This is a genomic window from Burkholderia ambifaria AMMD (assembly GCF_000203915.1).
In the GTDB taxonomy this organism is placed as follows: Bacteria; Pseudomonadota; Gammaproteobacteria; order Burkholderiales; family Burkholderiaceae; genus Burkholderia; species Burkholderia ambifaria.
The window spans coordinates 951,861-968,662 of sequence record NC_008391.1 but is presented as its reverse complement, the minus strand read 5'-3'; the positions used below and the strand labels follow the sequence as shown (position 1 = coordinate 968,662).

Here is a 16,802-nt window from a genome sequence, read left to right as displayed (position 1 = left end):
GTGAGGTATCGTTTGACGATCGATTGACGGCAACGCAATGGGAGACTGCGAATGAGCACGTTGTGCATGCAGACCGTCGTTCACGGTAAAACTGTGCGGGTCATGTTGTCGCTGGAGCGTCGTACCGCCAGGATCGACATCGTCGATGGCGACGCGGGCAGCCATCCGCCCCGCACGATGAGCATCGAACAGTACATCAAAGCCGGTATGGCGGACGACGAAATCGCCCGGCATGTGCTGGAAGTCGTCGCGATGTCGCTCGAGCAGCTTGCTCGGCTCCAGCCGTTCGACCGCGCAGCACGCGCACGAATGCGCTATTCACACTGATCACACCGATGCCGGTGGTGCGGGGGCTGCCCCGACGCGACCCGCGCATTCCGACCTTCCGTATCGATCTCGGGTTGCGATTTGCAACGGGCTGCGCGCGAGCGCGATCGTGCGCACGTAGCCTCGCTTATCGCGCCTTCAGCATTTCGTCCGCGAGCCGATACACGGTGACCGCGCGCTTGGATTCGTAGTCGGCGATCGTCGACACGTTGCGGCCGGCGTCTCGTGACGGCAATGACGTAAGGGCCTTGATTACATGGCGAGCAGCGGATCTTTTATGTTGTGAAGTACTAATGAGATGCGCATTGCGCTCCATCGCGATCATTGATCCATTGCAGGCCGAATGCGACCGACTTACGCCGGCATATACATGAACGGCTCGCCGTCCTCCCGCTCCACGGAAAGTAGCCGCTGGAGTTGATCGAGCGCGAACAACTGCTTTCCCTCTGCAGCCGCTTCGGCGATCGCGGCATCGACCAGTTTCCTTGCCCGCGCGAGAATCACGGATCGCTGACGCGCGATCTCGAGCACCATGCGTTGCTCGATGTTCTGACGGCTCGATTGCTTGTCGCTCAGGTGACGCCAGCGATCGCGAAGCTCGGCCCAGGTGACGCGCTGAAATTCCGGAATCGTGCGCGGGAGCGTGCCCGCTTCCGCGGGCTCGGGCTCGGCGCGCAACGCACAGCGCAGTGCCTCGCGCGCGCGCCACTCGTCTGAAAACGGCGCATACACGTCACGCGAGCGACCGATCGGATTCGCGCGCGCGATTTCCTTTTCGAGCAGGTAATTCAGCCGCCGTAGCGCGGAGCCATGCGCGAGCATGCCGGGGTCGAGCACGCGGATCCGGCGCGAGGCGTCCGCGACATGAGCCTTCAGTTCCCACAGCGTCAGGCGAAGGTGCTGCACTTCGAGTATCAGGCGCTGCACGTCTGCATAGGTGCACTTCGTCCACCACCCGGTGAGATCGTTCAGCTTCGGGGGATCGAATGGGGGGAGGATCATTTCTGTTGCAGCGACACTGTATGGATATACAGTTTATCGCGCGGTAACATAGCGCCGTCAAGGCGAAAAAATGGGGACGGCCGATCGGCGACAATGGCCGGCGGCCGGGCCGCGGCCGGCGGGCTGAACCGCTCGCCGGCCTTCCCGCGTATTCGCCCAAGCCACACCCGGAACCCGACAGCATGATCCAGTGCCGACCATCGCATACGTCGATGGATGCGCCGGATGGATCGACGCCAACAGAGAACAATGACGACAACTTATCCGCTGCACGATGCATTGACGCACGCCGACACGGCGTTTCCGGCCGAAGCCGACATCGTGATCGCCGGCGCCGGCATCATGGGCTGCGCGGCCGCGTACTACCTCGGCCTGCGCGGCCTGAAGGCCGTCGTGCTCGACAAGTCGCGCATCGCCGGCCAGCAATCGACTCGCGCGTGGGGCTTCGTGCGGCAGCAGGGCCGCGAGTCGGCCGAGGTGCCGCTGATGATGGCCGGCATGCGGATCTGGGAAGGGCTCGAGCAGGCGCTCGGCTTCGACCTCGAATGGCGGCAGGGCGGTTGCCTCTATATGGCGGACCACGAAGACGACTGGGCGTCGTTCCAGGCGTGGCTCGCCGTCGCGCGCGAGCACGGGCTCGACACGCGCACGCTCACGCGCGCGGAAATCGACGAGCGCGTGCGCGGCCTGTCGACGCAAGCGCGCACGCTCGGCGGGCTGTATACCGCGACCGACGGGCAGGCCGAGCCGCGCCGCGTGGCCGCTGCGTTCGCGGCGCGCGCCACCGCAGCCGGCGCGCGTTTCTTCGAAGGCTGCGGCGTGACGGCGATCGAGACGGCCGGCGGCGCGGTGGTCGGCGTCGTGACCGAGCGCGGCACGATCCGTACGCGGCGCGTGATCTGCGCGGCCGGCGCGACCAGTTTCCGGCTGCTCGACGGCGTCGGCATCCGGCTGCCGCAGCAGGCCGTGCGCGGCACCTGCATGCGTACCAACGTGTTGCCCGACGTGTCGGCATCGACGATCTGGGGGCATGGCCTCGGCATTCGGCAACGCAGGAACGGCACGATCAATCTTGCCGACGACATGCAGGTCGACGTCGACCTGACGCTCGGCCATCTGCGCGGATTGAGTCTGTTCTGGCCGCAGTTCTGGTCGCAGCGCGAGAAATTCCGACTGCATCTGAATGCGGCGGCGTGGCGCGATGTCTGCGCGCGCATCGGCGGCGCGGCCGGGCCGATCGAGCCGCGCGATCCGCAGCCGCAGCCGAATCGCGCGCATGCGCCGCGCGCGCTCGCGAAGCTCAAGGCGATCTTTCCCGCGCTGAAGGACGCGCAGATCGTCGAGGCATGGGGCGGCCTGATCGACGTGCTGCCCGACGGGATTCCGGTGATCGACGCGCCCGGCACGCCGTCCGGGCTCGCGATCGCCACCGGCTTCTGCGGGCACGGCTTCGCGATGGGGCCGATCGTCGGGCGGCTGCTGGCCGAATGGGCCGATACGGGCGAGCCGTCGCTCGATCTGTCGGCGTTCCGTGCCCGGCGTTTCGTCGACGGAACGATGGTCCGGCCGCGCAGCATGCTGTAGCGGAGGGCTGGGAGCGGAGGGCCGGTAGCGGACGGCCGCTTACGGACGCGCCCGCATGTTCCCGTCGTAGAATCGAGCCCGCATCCTTCAGGAGAATCCCCCGTTGGCAACGCCTTCCGCCAAACGTCGCCCGTTGCGCTCACGCCTGCGTCGTACCCGTGATCCGTGGCGGGCGCCGCGTGCCCGCACGCTGTTCACGCGCCCCGCGACTTCGCCGCACCACACGCTGCTGTTCCGTCTCGGCGCGGTCGTGGCGCTGTGCATGCTCGCGTTTCTCGTGCTGTATCTCGATCGCGACGGCCTGCGCGATTCGACCAAGAGCACGCCGATGAACGTCGCCGATCTCGTGTACTTCACGATGGTCACGGTCGCGACGGTCGGCTATGGCGACATCGTGCCGGTCACGGCGCGCGCGCGTCTGATCGATGCGTTCTTCATCGTGCCGATCCGTATCGGCATCTGGTTCATCTTCCTGGGCACGGCGTATCAGTTCGTGATCCAGCGCGTCATCGAGGAATTCCGCATGAAACGCCTGCAGAAGCAGCTGTCCGATCACATCGTCGTATGCGGCTACGGCCTGTCGGGGTCGATCGCCGTGCGCGAGCTGCTCGAGAGCGGCGTCGATCCGTCGACGATCATCGTGATCGATGCGCAGCAGCAGGCGCTCGAGGCCGCGACGGCGCTCGGCGTGACGGGGCTGCTCGGCGATCCCGCGCATGAAGACCTGCTCCAGCAGGCGCAGGTGCGGGTGGCGAAGGCCGTGATCATCTCGGTGACCGACGATCCGACCGCGATCCTGCTGACGCTGTCGGTGCGCAGCATCGCGCCCGAGACGAAGATCGTCGTGCGGATCCAGGAGAACCTGTATCAGCGGCAGTTGCGGCAGGCGGGCGCGGACGTGATCGTGTCGTCGACGAAGATCGGCGCGCTGCTGCTCGCGGATGCAGTGCATAGCCGCTACATCGTGCCGTTCGTGAACGACATGCTGTCGACGCGCGGGCGGGCGACGCTGGTGGAGCGCGAGGCGTTGCCGCACGAGATCGGCTGCATGACGAACGTCGTGCCGGGCGCGATCGTCGTCGGGCTCGATCGCTGCGGGAAGATTCAGTCGTTCTACGAGGATCCGCCGTGCCGGATCGAGACGGGTGATACGCTGGTCGTGATTCAGTCGGCCCGGATTCCGGATCCGGATGCGTGACGCTCGGGTGCGAAACGACCCGCTATCGATGCCCCGACGCCCGACGCCGCGCCGCCCTCGGTGCATCCCCCGCTTGCCATGCCGCCGCGCCTTTTTTAGTATGAAGTAATCATGTGGTGCGCCCGCGCCCGCGCACACGCTTGATCATCGAGGAGACACATGCAATCCAGGTCGGCGGCTCCCTATACCATCGTCGTGGTCGGTATCGTGATCGCCTGCGCGCTGATGGGTCTGTGCGTGCTGCAGCTGTTCCAGAGCCGCAACGACGCGCGGGAGCGGGCGAGCGAAACGTCCCGCAATCTCGGCCTCATCGCCGAGCGCGACATCGAACGCAACTTCGAACTCTATGACCTTTCGCTGCAGGCGGTCATCAACGGCCTCCGACGTTCCGACGTGATGAATGCGCCCGCGAGCCTGCGGCGCTCCGTGCTGTTCGACAATGCGATGACGGCGGAATTTCTCGGCTCGATGCTGGTACTCGATGCCGGCGGCAACATCGTGCTGGATTCGGCCAATGACGTGCCGCGCCGCGGCAATTTCGCCGACCGTAAATACTTCACCGTCCATCGTGACAATCCGAATGCGGGACTCTTTATCAGCGACCCGTTCACGTCGCGCCTGCGTGGCGGGGCGCCCAGCATCGGGCTCACGCGGCGAATCTCGAACCCGGACGGCTCGTTCGGCGGCGTCGTGCTCATCGCGGTCAACCTCGAGTATTTCCATAATCTGTTTGCCGGCCTGTCGCTGGGGCAGCACGGCTCGATCTCGCTGATCGGCAGCGACGGCGTCATGGTGATGCGTCAGCCGTACGACGCCCACACGATCGGCCGCGATATCAGCCACGCCGCGACCTTCAAGCGGTTTCAGACCGCGCGGGAGGGCGTGTTCTCGGAAACCTCGTCGCTCGACGGGGTGCGCCGGCTCTACTACTTCAGGCATCTGCCGAAGCTGCCGCTGATGATCATGGTCGCCGAAGCGGAAGAGGACATTTATGCGGCGTGGCGGCACCGGGCCGCGACGATCGGCGCGTTGGTGGCGACGTTCGGCGCCGCCTTCATCGCGGTGTCAGTCATGCTCGGCACGCAACTGCGGCGGCGGATGCGCGCCGAGTCGGAACTCGTGTTGCTCGCCCGCACCGACGGTCTCACCGGGCTGAACAATCGCCGCACCTTCGGCGAAGTGCTGGATCGCGAATGGCGTCGCGCACGGCGCTCGCGCTCGGTTTTCTCGTTGTTGTTCGTCGATGTCGATCGCTTCAAGGCCTATAACGACACCTACGGCCACCAGGCCGGAGACGACGCACTGGCCGCGGTTGCGCGCTGCATCGGCGAGAACATCCGCCGGCCCGCCGATACCGCGGCGCGCTACGGTGGGGAGGAATTCGTCGTGCTGCTCCCCGATACGCCCGAGACGGGCGCCGCCCAGATCGCCGAGCGAATTCGCGCGGCAATCGACGAACTGGCGCTCGAGCACGCGGGCAGCGAACACGGGCACGTGACCGCCAGTATCGGCCTCGCGAGCTGGACGCCAGATGACGACGTGGAGGCCGGCAGCGTGATCAAGGCCGCCGACGAGGCGCTGTACTACGCGAAGGCAACGGGCCGCAACAAGGTCGCCGCGTTTCAGCCGCCGGCGTGACGCGTTGCAGCATTGCAGCGTTGCAGCATTGCAGCATTGCTTCCGCTGACGGACGCCCCTCATCCGATCGCGCGTGATGAACCGACGGCGCGCGATATCGATGACGAGGCGGCTGCCCGAGTATCCGTCTTGCCGGCGCGTGCAAACGAGTTCGCCGCAATGCCGGCCGCCGCGCTACAGTGGACGTCAACCGCCGTCGAACGACGGGCGACGCGAGGGTCCAACCATGCAACTTCAAACCGGCAACCTGTTCAGCACCGAAGCGGCGCGCGGCGACGACGAACGGATCGACATACTCGTCGCGGGGCCGCGCCTGAACGTCGAGCGCATCGTGTCGATGGGGCACGCGAGTCCCGACGGGTTCTGGTATGACGATCCCCGTGCCGAATGGGTCGTGCTGCTGTCAGGGGCGGCCGTGCTCGAATTCGAAGCGGACGCGACGCTGCACGACATGCGCCCCGGCGACCATGTGCTGATCGAACCGCATTGCCGGCATCGCGTCGCGTGGACGCATCCGGAAGAACCGTCGGTCTGGCTCGCGATCTATCACGATCGATGAATCGTGCGGCGGCTTATCCGCTGATTGGTTTATCCGCTTATCGACCTGGCCGGCACCGGCTGAAGCGCTGCTCGATGACGTGGGTTCCCCATTGCGCACCCTCCGATTCGCTGGTCAGCGTAAAGCCGAACGATTCGTACAAGTGACGTGCCGAATCCAGGCCCTTGAACGTCCATAGATAGGTCTCGTCGAACCGCTGCTCGTCGACGAACTGCATCGCGCGCGTCATCAGTTGACGCCCGATACCGGCGCCGCGCAATGCGTCGTCGACGATGAACCATCGCAAGTGTGCGATTCCCGTGGCCTTGTTCCCGTCGATTGCGACAGAGGCGAGCGCGCGGCCGTTTTCGGCATGGAGCCACAGAGCCTTGCCTTCTGCTGGTAGCGTGCCGGCAAATTCCGCGAGTTCGGTCGCCACTTTTTTCTCGAAGAAGGCGCCGAATCCCCAGTGTTCCGAATAGAACCGCGCGTGAAGGCTTGCTATGTCGCCGATACAGCCGGGTTGGTAGCCGTCGACAATGTGCCCGGCGTCCGGGTTCGGTGCGGGTGGTGCCTCGGCACCGTTGTCTTGCGCGAGCGCATCGCTATACAGCGCGAGGGCGCGGACGAGAGTTTGCTGGTCCGCCGGCACCATCCGGCGTAACGCATTCGACACCTGGCGCGTCGCAAACTGGTCGATCTTCTTGCGAAGCTTTTGCCCGTCGGCAGTCAGGTACAACTCGGTCGCACGCGCATCGTCGGGTGAGATGCGGCGCGTGACGAAGCCGGCCGTTTCGAGCCGGGAAAGCTGCCTGCTCGTATTCGATTTGTCCAGCCGCAGAATGCTGCCCAGATCCTTCGCGCTGATGCCGGGCGCCATTCCGATTTCAAGAACGGCATGAACCGCGGATGGCGCCAGATCGCTATCGGCCAATGTCGCGCGCATGAAACCCAGTTCGCGAACCAGCTTGCGGGAAAAATCGCGCAGCTCGAGGATCGTCGCGTCGCGAGGCTTCGCTGGAATATCGATGAGGTCCATGATCAGTCCGCAAAAAAGTTGCGAGTCGCAAGCAATATTAGTTGCGCCTCGCAACTTGTCAAGGACGATTTACGTTTCGCCCCAGCGCGGCAAGCGGACCTGTAGCGCAGGCAGGCGCGCCGAAGCAGCTCGCCGCGCCCCGACTTATCCGCGCCCCACGAACGGCATCGTGGTCGCCATGATCGTCATGTTCAGGATGTTCGTATCCAGCGGAAGGCTTGCCATCTGAACGACCGCGTTCGCGACATGCGTGACGTCCATGCGCGCCTCGGGCGCCATGCGTCCGTCGGCCTGCAGCACGCCGTCCGTCATCCGGTCGGTGAGCGACGTCGCCGCGTTGCCGATGTCGATCTGACTGCACGCGATGTTGTACGCACGGCCGTCGAGCGCGAGCGACTTGGTGATGCCGGCCACCGCATGCTTGGTGGCCGTGTAGGCGATCGTGTTCGGGCGCGGCGTATAGGCGGAGATCGAGCCGTTGTTGATGATCCGGCCACCCTGCGGCGTTTGCGCCTTCATCAGGCGCCACGCTGCCCGCGCGCACAGGAAGACGCCCGTCAGGTTCGTCGCGACGACGTCGTTCCACACGTCGAGTTCGTATTCGTCGAGCGGAACGGCCGGCGCGTTGCGGCCGGCGTTGTTGAAGAGGACATCCAGCCGGCCGAACTCGCGCGAAATCCGCGAGAACGCATGTTCGACCGACGCTTCGTCGGTGACGTCGGCCAGCAGCGCATATGCGTCGCCATGGCCGGCGGCGATCTTCTCTTTCGTTTCAAGCAACGACGCTTCGTTGCGTCCGATCAGCGCGACGGTAAATCCGGCGTTCGCGAGTGCGATGGCGGCGGCACGACCGATGCCGGATCCCGCGCCCGTGACGGCGGCGAACTTCTTCGAGGCAGACATGGCTTGATTCCCTGCGGGTTGGGGTGAGGAAGAGAGGCGACATCGTGCGCCGGGTGAAGCGCCATCGTACCGCGCACCGCGGGTTGCGCCGCTCGCGCCGCTATTTTCTGCGGGCCGGCGCGGCCTTTCGCGCGCGTGTCCCGGTGTCCGCGAACAGGCTGACCACGACCTCCCGTAGCCACCGGTTGCCTTCGTCCTGATTCACGCGCGCATGCCACAGCATGTGAATCGGCGCGCCCGGCAGCGTGACCGGCAACGCCCGCCAGCCGAGCGAAAACGGTGCGGCCAGTTGCAGCGCAAGATGTTCCGGCACGGTCGCGATCAGGTCGGTGCGCTGCAGGATATAGCCGACGCTCATGAAATGCGGCACCGTCAGCCGCACGCGGCGCTTCACGCGGCGCCGCTTCAGCCAGTCGTCCACCTGCCCGTGACCGGTGCCGGCCGACACCACGACCAGATGCTCGGCATCCCGCCATGCGTCGACCGTCAGCGGCGCGTCTTCGAGCGGATGCCCGCGCCGGAACAGGCACACGTACCGCTGATCGAACAGCCGGCGCTGATAGAACCCGCCCTGCAGTTGCGGCAGCAGCCCGATCGCGAGGTCGACGCGGCCGTCGGCCATCTCGTCGCTGAGGTTGACGCTCGTGTTGCGCACCGTGTTGAGCGCGATGCCCGGCGCCGTGCGCGCCAGATGTTCGAGCAACGCGGGCAGGAACACGACTTCGCCGATATCGGTCATGCCGATCGTCATCGTGCGCGATGCGCGCAGCGGATCGAAACCGGTCTCCGGATTGAGCGCGGCATGCAGCGTCGACAGCGCCTGCGCAACCGGTTCGGCCAGGCGCAACGCGAAGGGCGTCGGGACCACGCCGCCTGGCGCGCGCACGAACAGCGGATCGCCGAGCCGGCGGCGCAGCTTCGCGAGTGCGTTGCTGACGCCCGGCTGGCTCATGTTCATCTGCTCGGCGACGGTCGACACACGCCGCTCCTGCATCAACCGCTGGAACAGCAACAGCAGGTTGAGGTCGATCTCGCTCAGTTCCATGGTTCGGCGTTGCCTCCGATCATTGCATTCAGTGATGAAGCAGATTCCCGGCATTTTATTGTGGGATAAGGGTGCGCTGCTGAAAATATCGACACGGCGCCTGCATTCGACCGGCGCGCCGGGCAGGTCACGCGCGCCGCGGCCTCGACCACTCATCATTTGAATATTGGAGACACCTTCATCATGCAGACGAATCTGAGGATCGCGATCGTCGGTGCCGGCATCGGCGGCCTGACACTGGCGCTCGCGTTGCGCGAGCAGGGCATCGACGCGCAGCTGTACGAGCAGACCGACGTGCTGCGCGAGGTGGGGGCGGCCGTCGCGCTGTCGGCCAACGCGACGCGCTTCTACGAACGGATGGGATTGCGTCCGGCTTTCGATGCGGTGTGCGCGGAGATTCCGGGCCTCGTCTATCGCGACGGGCGCAGCGGCGCGGTGATCGGCCATCATCGCGGCGAGCCCGACTATCGCCGACAGTTCGGCGGCTCGTACTGGGGCGTGCACCGCGCGGACTTGCAGGCGATCCTGTCGAAGGCGGTCGGGGTCGAGCAGATTCATCTCGGCCATCGGCTGGTCGAACTCGCGCAGGATCCGGAGCGCGTCACGCTGACCTTCGAGAACGGCGAGCGCGTCGACGCCGATCTCGTGATCGGCGCGGACGGCGCGCGTTCGCTCACGCGGCGCTGGATGCTCGGCTACGACGACGTGCTGTATTCGGGTTGCTCGGGCTTTCGCGGCGTGGTGCCGGCCGAGCGGATGAACCTGCTGCCCGATCCCGAGACCATTCAGTTCTGGGTCGGGCCGCACGGGCATCTGCTGCACTATCCGATCGGCGACAACGGTGACCAGAACTTCCTGCTGGTCGAGCGTCATCCGTCGCCGTGGCCGTCACGCGACTGGGTCATGCCGGCGCAGGAGGGCGAGCAGCTGCGCCTGTTCGGGGACTGGCATCCGGCGGTGGTGCAGATGATCACGGCGGTGCCGATCAGCCAGCGCTGGGGGCTGTTCCACCGGCCGCCGCTCGGCCGCTGGAGCCGCGGGCGCGTGACGCTGATCGGTGATGCCGCGCATGCGCTCGTGCCGCATCACGGGCAGGGCGCGAATCAGTCGATCGAGGATGCGATGGTGCTGGCCGCGCAACTGGCGAAGGCCGGGCCCGGCAACTGGCGCGAGGCGCAGGGAGCGTACGAGCGGCTGCGGCGCGGCCGCACGCGCAAGGTGCAGTACGCGTCGATCTCCGCGGCCGACGTGCTGCATCTGCCCGACGGGCCGGCCGCGCAGGCGCGCAATGCGCGCCTCGGCGAGCGCGACAGCGTGCTGCATCACCTGGACTGGATTCACGATTTCGACGCGCTCGCCGATGAACCGGATGAGCGGCAGGGTGGGACGTGGCTTTGAGCTGAAAGATGCGGTGCGATCGGCGCTCGTGTTGGGTGATCGATCGGGGTGGCAGTCGTGCGGGCGTTCGTCGGGAATGCCGGCTTCCCGTGCGGGCCGACACAGCTCGTGTCGCGCTCAAGCGTGGTCGGCCACCCGTTCCGCATCGCGCTTGACCCGTTCGATGTCGCGACACCGCGCGGCCGGATGCGCGCACGCATACGCTGCACGATCCGGTGCGGTGGAAGTATCCGCCTCCGTTACTTCACGCACTCCAACGCATACTTCAACCCCTGCCCGAGCAACCCGCGCCACACCTCCCACGTATGCCCGCCGTCGACGATGCGCAGCTCGGCCGCGTTCTGCGCGCGGCGCAGGTGCGTGTACAGCACGCTCGACTCGGCCTGGATCGTCAGATCGTCGTCGCCGGCCGCGATGAACATCGGCACGCGCCAGTTGCGCGCGAAATAGCCGCGCATCAGCGCCGGATAGTTGAGCTCGTGCCACACGCGCGGATCGAACTGCCGGTCGCCGAACACACCGACATAGCGCGCGGCGGAATTGAGCGGCGGCTCGTTCGCGTAGATCGCGGGGCTCAGTAGCATCGCGCCGCAGAACAGGCCCGGCTCGAGCAGCGAGAAACGCAGCGCGCCGAAGCCGCCCATCGATACGCCGCCGATCGCGCGGCCCGCACGCTGGTTCGACACCGCGAAGTGCGCTTCGACTTCCGGCAACAGCTCGTTCAGGAACGCGCTCTGCATCTTCTCCTTGCGATCGACGTACCAGTCGGTGCCGCCTTGCGGCATCACGATCACGACGGGCGGGATCTCGTGGCGCTCGATCAGCGTATCGGCCGTGGCCTGCAGCCGGCCCTGCGTGATCCAGTCGTTCGCGTTGCCGGCATTGCCGTGCAGCAGATACATGACCGGATAGCGCGCGCCTTCCGGGTTGTAGCCGGGCGGCAAATAGACCGTGTACGACCAGTCGCGCTTGAGCGACGCCGAGCGGAACGCGCGCAGCACGACGCTGCTGCCGGGGTTGAGCGGCGGCTCCTGGGCAGCCGGCCCGATGGTTGCGGGCGGGACGATCGCGCCCGCGGGCGCGGACGACCCCGGCGAAACGGCGGGCCCGCCCGGCGTGGCGTGGGCGGTGGCGAGGCAGCCGGCGAGCAGGGCGACGGCGAACGGAAGGGCGAGTCGGCGCATGGCGAAACGTTTCAGGAAAGGCGCCCGCTATCGTAGCAGCGGCGCATGACGGCCGGGCGCGTCATTGCCGCGAACGGAACGGGAACGGCAGCCGCGACACCAGCGGCCCGTAGAGTTTTGCGACGAGATACAGCAGCCCCGTCGCGACGACGTCGGCGGCCAGGCCGAGCGGCACGTTCAGATAGCCTTCGGTCGCCTGGTAGAGCAGCGAGTCGACCGCGAGCGAGATGCAGGTGCCGGCGACGAAGCACAGCAGCCCCTGGCGGCCGATCGTGCCGATCCACGGCATCGCATGCGCGACCTTCTTCATCCACCCGAGGTGCACGAGCTTGGCCGCGAGCCACGCGATCGCGAGGAAGTTCACGAGCCGCAGCGCGCCGAGGTTCTGCTTGATCGACGGATCGGTCGGGAACGGCTCGATGCGCAGCCGGTAGTACGCGCCGGCCGCGACGATCGCGAGCGACGCGGCCGTCAGCAGCCAGCCCTGCGGCTTCGGCGCGAGCGTCTGGTACACGGGCTGGCAGCGCGCGATCACGCCGAGCACGAACAGGAACTGCCAGGCGAACGGGTTGAAGTCCCACGGCGCCCCTTCGACGGTCGGCAGGAAGCGCGCGACGTGCGGCGCCGCGTACCAGAGTGACCCGCTGAACGCGAGCATCAGCCACGGCTGCGTGCGCGCGAGCGGCAGGGCGAGCGGGACGAGCAGCGCGAAGAACGCATACATCGGCAGCACCGACGCGAGATACGGCTGGCGGCGGAACAGCAGGATGTCGCGCAGCGCGGCGAGCGGCTTGTGAAGGAGGCCGTCGAGATCGTTGGTCGGCATGTTCGGACCGTCGATCGAGAACGCGTTGAGCACGGCGGTGATCAGCAGCATCAGGCCGGCCGTCACGAGAAAGGCACGGTAGATCTCGAACGCGCGGCGGATGAAACGCTGGCGCGCGGCGGCCTCGTCGTGCCGCTCGGCGAGCGAGTTGTACGCGATGGCGGTGGCGAAGCCGCCGAGGAACACGAACACCTCGGCCGCATCGCACAGCGCGTATGCATGCAGCGTCACGCGCGACAGGATGCTGCCGCCGATGTGGTCGACGACGATCACGAGCAGCACGAGGCCGCGGAAGAAATCGAGCTCGGCGTAGCGGCCGGCCCGGGCTGCGGCGGTCATCGGGCCGCCTGCCGGCGCGCGCCGCGAGCGCGCCCGGCACCGGCCGCGCATGAATCGGGGTGAAGCATGACTTCGTGAAGAAATGACGAATGGATGCGCATTGTGCCATCGATGCGACGCCGTCCGGGTTTACGCGGATGGCGGGCCGATCTGCCGCTGCCGGCAAGCCCGATCGGGGAGCGTGCGGAACGGGGCAGTTGGACGAGCGCAACGCTTTGTGCGCCGCGCCCACGCCCCGATGGACGGGTGGTTTCCGACGTGACACCATTTTGTCCTCGCGGCCGCACACCGCGCAGTCCGCCCTGCGGGCCACCTCTATAAAACAGACGAAACAAGCGCCGGGCCAACGCCTGCCCGGCAACGGCTCCGGAGAATCCGTCATGAAGAACCACGTCATTTTTGCCGCCGCGCTGGCAGCGTTCGCCGCGCCGGCCTTCGCGCAGGACAGCGTGACGCTGTACGGCCTGATCGACGAAGGCTTCAACTACACGAACAACGTGAATGTGCATGGGGTCGGAAAAACGGATTACCAGCTCGCGAGCGGCTATGCGCAGGGCAGCCGCTGGGGCCTGAAGGGCAGCGAGGAACTGGGCGGCGGCCTGAAGGCTATCTTCACGCTGGAAAACGGCTTCGACGTGAACAACGGCCGGTTCAACCAGGGCGGCCGGATGTTCGGCCGCCAGGCGTTCGTCGGGCTGAGCGCGTCGCGTTTCGGCACGCTGACCTTCGGTCGCCAGTACGATTCCGTCGTCGACTATCTCGCGCCGCTGACCGCGAACGGCAACTGGGGCGGCACGCTGTTCTCGCACCCGTTCGACAACGACAACACGGACAACTCGTTCCGCGTCAACAACACGGTCAAGTACGCGAGCCCCGACTGGAACGGGCTGTCGTTCGGCGGCACCTACAGCTTCAGCAACAGCACGGGCTTCTCGACCAACCGCCAGTACAGCCTCGGCGCGCAGTATTCGCTCGCCGGATTGCAGGTCGCGGCCGCGTACCTGCAGGCGAACAGCCCGGGCGTCGGCAACGCGGGCGCGATCGCGGCCGACGACGCAAATTTCGTCGCCGACCGCCTGCGCATCTTCGGTGGCGGCATCAACTATACGTTCGGCCCGGCGACGGTCGGCTTCGTCTATACGAAGACCGACGTGAAGAACCCGGTGTCGACCGTCTACCTGCCGGCGTCGACGTTCTCGGGCCTCGGGCTGACCGCGACCAAGTTCCAGAACTTCGAGATCAACGGCAAGTACCAGCTCACGTCCGATTTCTATCTCGGCGCGCAGTACGTGTACACGGACGGCAAGTTCGACGCCGCGACCGGCTCGTTCAAGCCGAAATACCACACCGTCGGACTGATGGCCGACTACAGCCTGTCCAAGCGCACCGACGTCTATCTGCAGGGCGCGTGGCAGAAAGTCGCCGGCGACAAGACGGGCACCGCGGCCGACGGCGGCTACGTGGTCGGGACGGATGGCCCGTCATCGTCGTCGAACCAGTTCGCGGTGCGCGCCGCGATCCGCCACAAGTTCTGAGCGCGCGACACCGGGCCGGCGGCTGATCGCCCCGGCGCCGGCTGCCGTCATTCGTCCCGGTGCAGGTCGCCGAGCGTGTCCGCGAGCCAGTCGACGAAGATCCGCACCCGCGGCGCCAGATGCCGGCTGTTGGGGAACACGACCGACACCGGCAGCGGCTCGGCATGCCATTCCGGCAGCACCTCGACCAGCGAGCCGTCCTCGAGCAGCGGTGCGAGCCCCTCCCGCGGCGCCTGGATCAGCCCCAGCCCCGCGAGACAGCACGCGAGATACGCCTGCGAGCTGTTCACCGCGACGACGCTGCGCATCTTCACGGTCTGCAGCGCACCCGTATCCATGTCCGCATATTCCCAGTCCAGCTCGCGGCCCGTGCGGCTCGAGAAATAGCCGACCGCGACGTGGTCGGGCAGATCGTCCGGCGAGCGCGGCGTGCCGTGCCGAGCGAGATACGCGGGCGACGCGCAGTTGATCTGCGAGAGCTCGCCGATGCGCCGTGCGACTAGCGACGTGTCCGACAGCACGCCGACCCGCACCGCGCAGTCGATGCCGTCGGCGACGAGGTCGACGAAGCGGTCGGTCGTGCTGAGCACCACGCGCAGGTCGGGATAGCGTGCGTGGAAATCCTGCAGCGCCGGAATCACCTTGTTCAGCGCGAAGCGCTCGGGCAGGTCGACGCGGATCGCGCCGCGCGGCGCCGCACCGGCGTCGTCGAACAGCGTCTCGGCATCGTCGAGATCGGCCAGCAGCCGCGTACAGCGCTCGTAGTACGTGGCGCCCTCGGCGGTCAGCGCGACGCGCCGGGTGGTCCGTTGCAGCAGCCGCACGCGCAGGTGCTTCTCCAGATACTGGACGGCATTGCTGACCGTCGGGCGCGGCAATTGCAGCTGCTCGGCCGCTTTCGTGAAGCTGCCGAGGTGGGCGACGCGCGCAAAGATGCGCATTGCATGCAGATGGTCCATGCGGGATGGGTACGGAGGGGAAATAGCCTCCATTGTTAATCAGCGTCGAATGATTTGGTTGCGGGTTTCGCGTTTATCACGCGCCGCAATGCGCCGAGAATCCGGTTCATTCACTCACCACCACAAGGAAACGGACATGGACAAGCGTCAACTGGGCCGCACGGGCCCGCGGGTTTCGGCGATCGCACTCGGCTGCATGGGGATGTCGGATTTCTACGGGCCGGCCGATCGCGACGAAAGCATCGCGACGCTGCACGCGGCGCTCGACCACGGGATCACGTTGCTCGATACCGGCGACTTCTACGGGATGGGCGACAACGAGATGCTGATTCGCGACGCGCTGCGCGGCCGTACGCGCGACCAGGTGCTGATCAGCGTGAAGTTCGGCGCGCTGCGCGATCCGGCCGGCGCGTTCGTCGGCTACGACGCGCGGCCGGAGGCGATCCGGAACTTCGTCGCGTATTCGCTGAAGCGGCTCGGCACCGACCATATCGACATCTACCGGCCGGCGCGCGTCGATCCGGCGGTGCCGATCGAGGAGACGGTCGGCGCGATCGCCGATCTCGTGAAGGCCGGCTATGTGCGCCATATCGGCCTGTCGGAGCTCGGCGCCGACACGATCCGCCGCGCGGCGGCCGTCGCGCCGATCGCCGACCTGCAGATCGAATACTCGCTGCTGTCGCGCGGAATCGAGGCGGACATCCTGCCCGTGTGCCGCGAACTCGGGATCGGCGTGACGGCGTACGGCGTGCTGTCGCGCGGGCTGCTCGGCGGCGGCTGGAGCGCGGCACGGCAGGGCGAGCGCGATTTCCGCGCGGCCAGCCCGCGTTTCCAGGGCGAGAACCTCGCGCACAATCTCGCGCTGGTCGACGCACTGCGCGCGATCGCGAACGAGAAGGGCAGCAATCCGGCGCAGGTCGCCATCGCATGGGTGCTGTCGCGCGGCGACGACATCGTGCCGCTGGTCGGCGCGCGCAAGCGCACCCAGCTTCAGGACGCAGTGCGCGCCACTGAGTTGCAACTAACGGTCGATGATCTCGCTCGCATCGAAGCGGCGGTTCCCGCCGGGGCGGCTGCCGGCGAGCGTTATCCGGCCTCGCAGATGGCGCACCTCGACAGCGAGCAGGGACGGGGGCCGGCCCACGGCGCGTGAGCGCCCGGGCGGCGCGCGCGGCGGGGTGCCGGGTGGACGAGCCCGGATGGACGGGCCCGAGCCAGCCTCAGGCAAAACCAGATGGCGGGCGGCGCGACGGTGGTTCACCATCGGCGCCGTATTCGACCGGACGG

Annotated in this window: 15 protein-coding genes; 8 read left to right on the top strand and 7 right to left on the bottom strand. The window is 66.9% G+C overall.

The annotated features are described in order from the left end of the window. Nucleotides 1-51 precede the first annotated feature (51 nt). Nucleotides 52-327 carry a hypothetical protein gene (locus BAMB_RS20310; protein WP_011659046.1) on the top strand — a complete coding sequence of 92 codons (276 nt, stop codon included), beginning with the start codon at nucleotides 52-54 and terminating at the stop codon, nucleotides 325-327. Between the two features lie 354 nt (nucleotides 328-681). Here BAMB_RS20310 and BAMB_RS20300 read toward each other — a convergent pair whose 3' ends face one another. Next, complete coding sequence (locus BAMB_RS20300; RefSeq protein ID WP_011659045.1) at nucleotides 682-1,329, bottom strand: hypothetical protein; 648 nt, start codon at nucleotides 1,327-1,329, stop codon at nucleotides 682-684. A gap of 249 nt (nucleotides 1,330-1,578) precedes the next feature. Between BAMB_RS20300 and BAMB_RS20295 the strand changes: the two genes are divergently transcribed. The 4 genes from BAMB_RS20295 (at nucleotide 1,579) to BAMB_RS20280 (ending at nucleotide 6,308) form a co-directional block, all read left to right on the top strand. Beyond that, a complete protein-coding gene (locus tag BAMB_RS20295) occupies nucleotides 1,579-2,913 on the top strand; it encodes an NAD(P)/FAD-dependent oxidoreductase (RefSeq protein WP_041491488.1) in 1,335 nt (444 codons plus the stop codon). Between the two features lie 103 nt (nucleotides 2,914-3,016). Next, nucleotides 3,017-4,111 (top strand): potassium channel family protein, encoded by a 1,095-nt coding sequence (locus BAMB_RS20290; protein WP_011659043.1) that lies wholly within the window; start codon nucleotides 3,017-3,019, stop codon nucleotides 4,109-4,111. Between the two features lie 159 nt (nucleotides 4,112-4,270). Beyond that, entirely contained in the window at nucleotides 4,271-5,749 is a 1,479-nt protein-coding gene (locus BAMB_RS20285; RefSeq protein ID WP_011659042.1) for a sensor domain-containing diguanylate cyclase, read from the top strand. A gap of 226 nt (nucleotides 5,750-5,975) precedes the next feature. After that, complete coding sequence (locus BAMB_RS20280) at nucleotides 5,976-6,308, top strand: cupin domain-containing protein (RefSeq protein ID WP_006753233.1); 333 nt, start codon at nucleotides 5,976-5,978, stop codon at nucleotides 6,306-6,308. Nucleotides 6,309-6,345: 37 nt separating this feature from the next. Here the strand turns inward: BAMB_RS20280 and BAMB_RS20275 are convergent, their stop codons facing one another. From BAMB_RS20275 to BAMB_RS20265, 3 genes are all read right to left on the bottom strand, one after another. Then, the gene (locus BAMB_RS20275) at nucleotides 6,346-7,326 is read right to left on the bottom strand and encodes a bifunctional helix-turn-helix transcriptional regulator/GNAT family N-acetyltransferase (RefSeq protein ID WP_011659041.1); all 981 of its coding nucleotides are present in this window, start codon (nucleotides 7,324-7,326) and stop codon (nucleotides 6,346-6,348) included. A gap of 144 nt (nucleotides 7,327-7,470) precedes the next feature. Continuing rightward, nucleotides 7,471-8,229: an SDR family oxidoreductase gene (locus tag BAMB_RS20270; protein ID WP_011659040.1), complete on the bottom strand. Its 759-nt coding sequence runs from the start codon at nucleotides 8,227-8,229 to the stop codon at nucleotides 7,471-7,473. Between the two features lie 100 nt (nucleotides 8,230-8,329). Then, a complete protein-coding gene (locus BAMB_RS20265; RefSeq protein ID WP_011659039.1) occupies nucleotides 8,330-9,274 on the bottom strand; it encodes a LysR family transcriptional regulator in 945 nt (314 codons plus the stop codon). A 183-nt stretch (nucleotides 9,275-9,457) separates the two neighbouring features. Between BAMB_RS20265 and BAMB_RS20260 the strand changes: the two genes are divergently transcribed. After that, a complete protein-coding gene (locus BAMB_RS20260; RefSeq protein WP_011659038.1) occupies nucleotides 9,458-10,672 on the top strand; it encodes an FAD-dependent monooxygenase in 1,215 nt (404 codons plus the stop codon). A gap of 239 nt (nucleotides 10,673-10,911) precedes the next feature. On the opposite strand, the gene BAMB_RS20255 is transcribed toward BAMB_RS20260, so the two are convergent. After that, nucleotides 10,912-11,856, bottom strand: a complete 945-nt coding sequence (locus BAMB_RS20255) for an alpha/beta hydrolase (RefSeq protein ID WP_011659037.1) — start codon at nucleotides 11,854-11,856, stop codon at nucleotides 10,912-10,914. 61 nt (nucleotides 11,857-11,917) lie between these two features. Further along, complete coding sequence (locus BAMB_RS20250) at nucleotides 11,918-13,021, bottom strand: OpgC domain-containing protein (protein WP_041491663.1); 1,104 nt, start codon at nucleotides 13,019-13,021, stop codon at nucleotides 11,918-11,920. Nucleotides 13,022-13,401: 380 nt separating this feature from the next. Here BAMB_RS20250 and BAMB_RS20245 point away from each other — a divergent pair, with 380 nt between their 5' ends. Continuing rightward, complete coding sequence (locus BAMB_RS20245) at nucleotides 13,402-14,556, top strand: porin (protein ID WP_011659035.1); 1,155 nt, start codon at nucleotides 13,402-13,404, stop codon at nucleotides 14,554-14,556. Nucleotides 14,557-14,603: 47 nt separating this feature from the next. Here the strand turns inward: BAMB_RS20245 and BAMB_RS20240 are convergent, their stop codons facing one another. Continuing rightward, the gene (locus tag BAMB_RS20240; protein WP_011659034.1) at nucleotides 14,604-15,515 is read right to left on the bottom strand and encodes a LysR family transcriptional regulator; all 912 of its coding nucleotides are present in this window, start codon (nucleotides 15,513-15,515) and stop codon (nucleotides 14,604-14,606) included. A gap of 136 nt (nucleotides 15,516-15,651) precedes the next feature. Here BAMB_RS20240 and BAMB_RS20235 point away from each other — a divergent pair, with 136 nt between their 5' ends. Then, nucleotides 15,652-16,668, top strand: coding sequence for an aldo/keto reductase (locus BAMB_RS20235; protein ID WP_011659033.1), 1,017 nt, complete (start codon nucleotides 15,652-15,654; stop codon nucleotides 16,666-16,668). The last annotated feature ends 134 nt before the right edge of the window (nucleotides 16,669-16,802 follow it).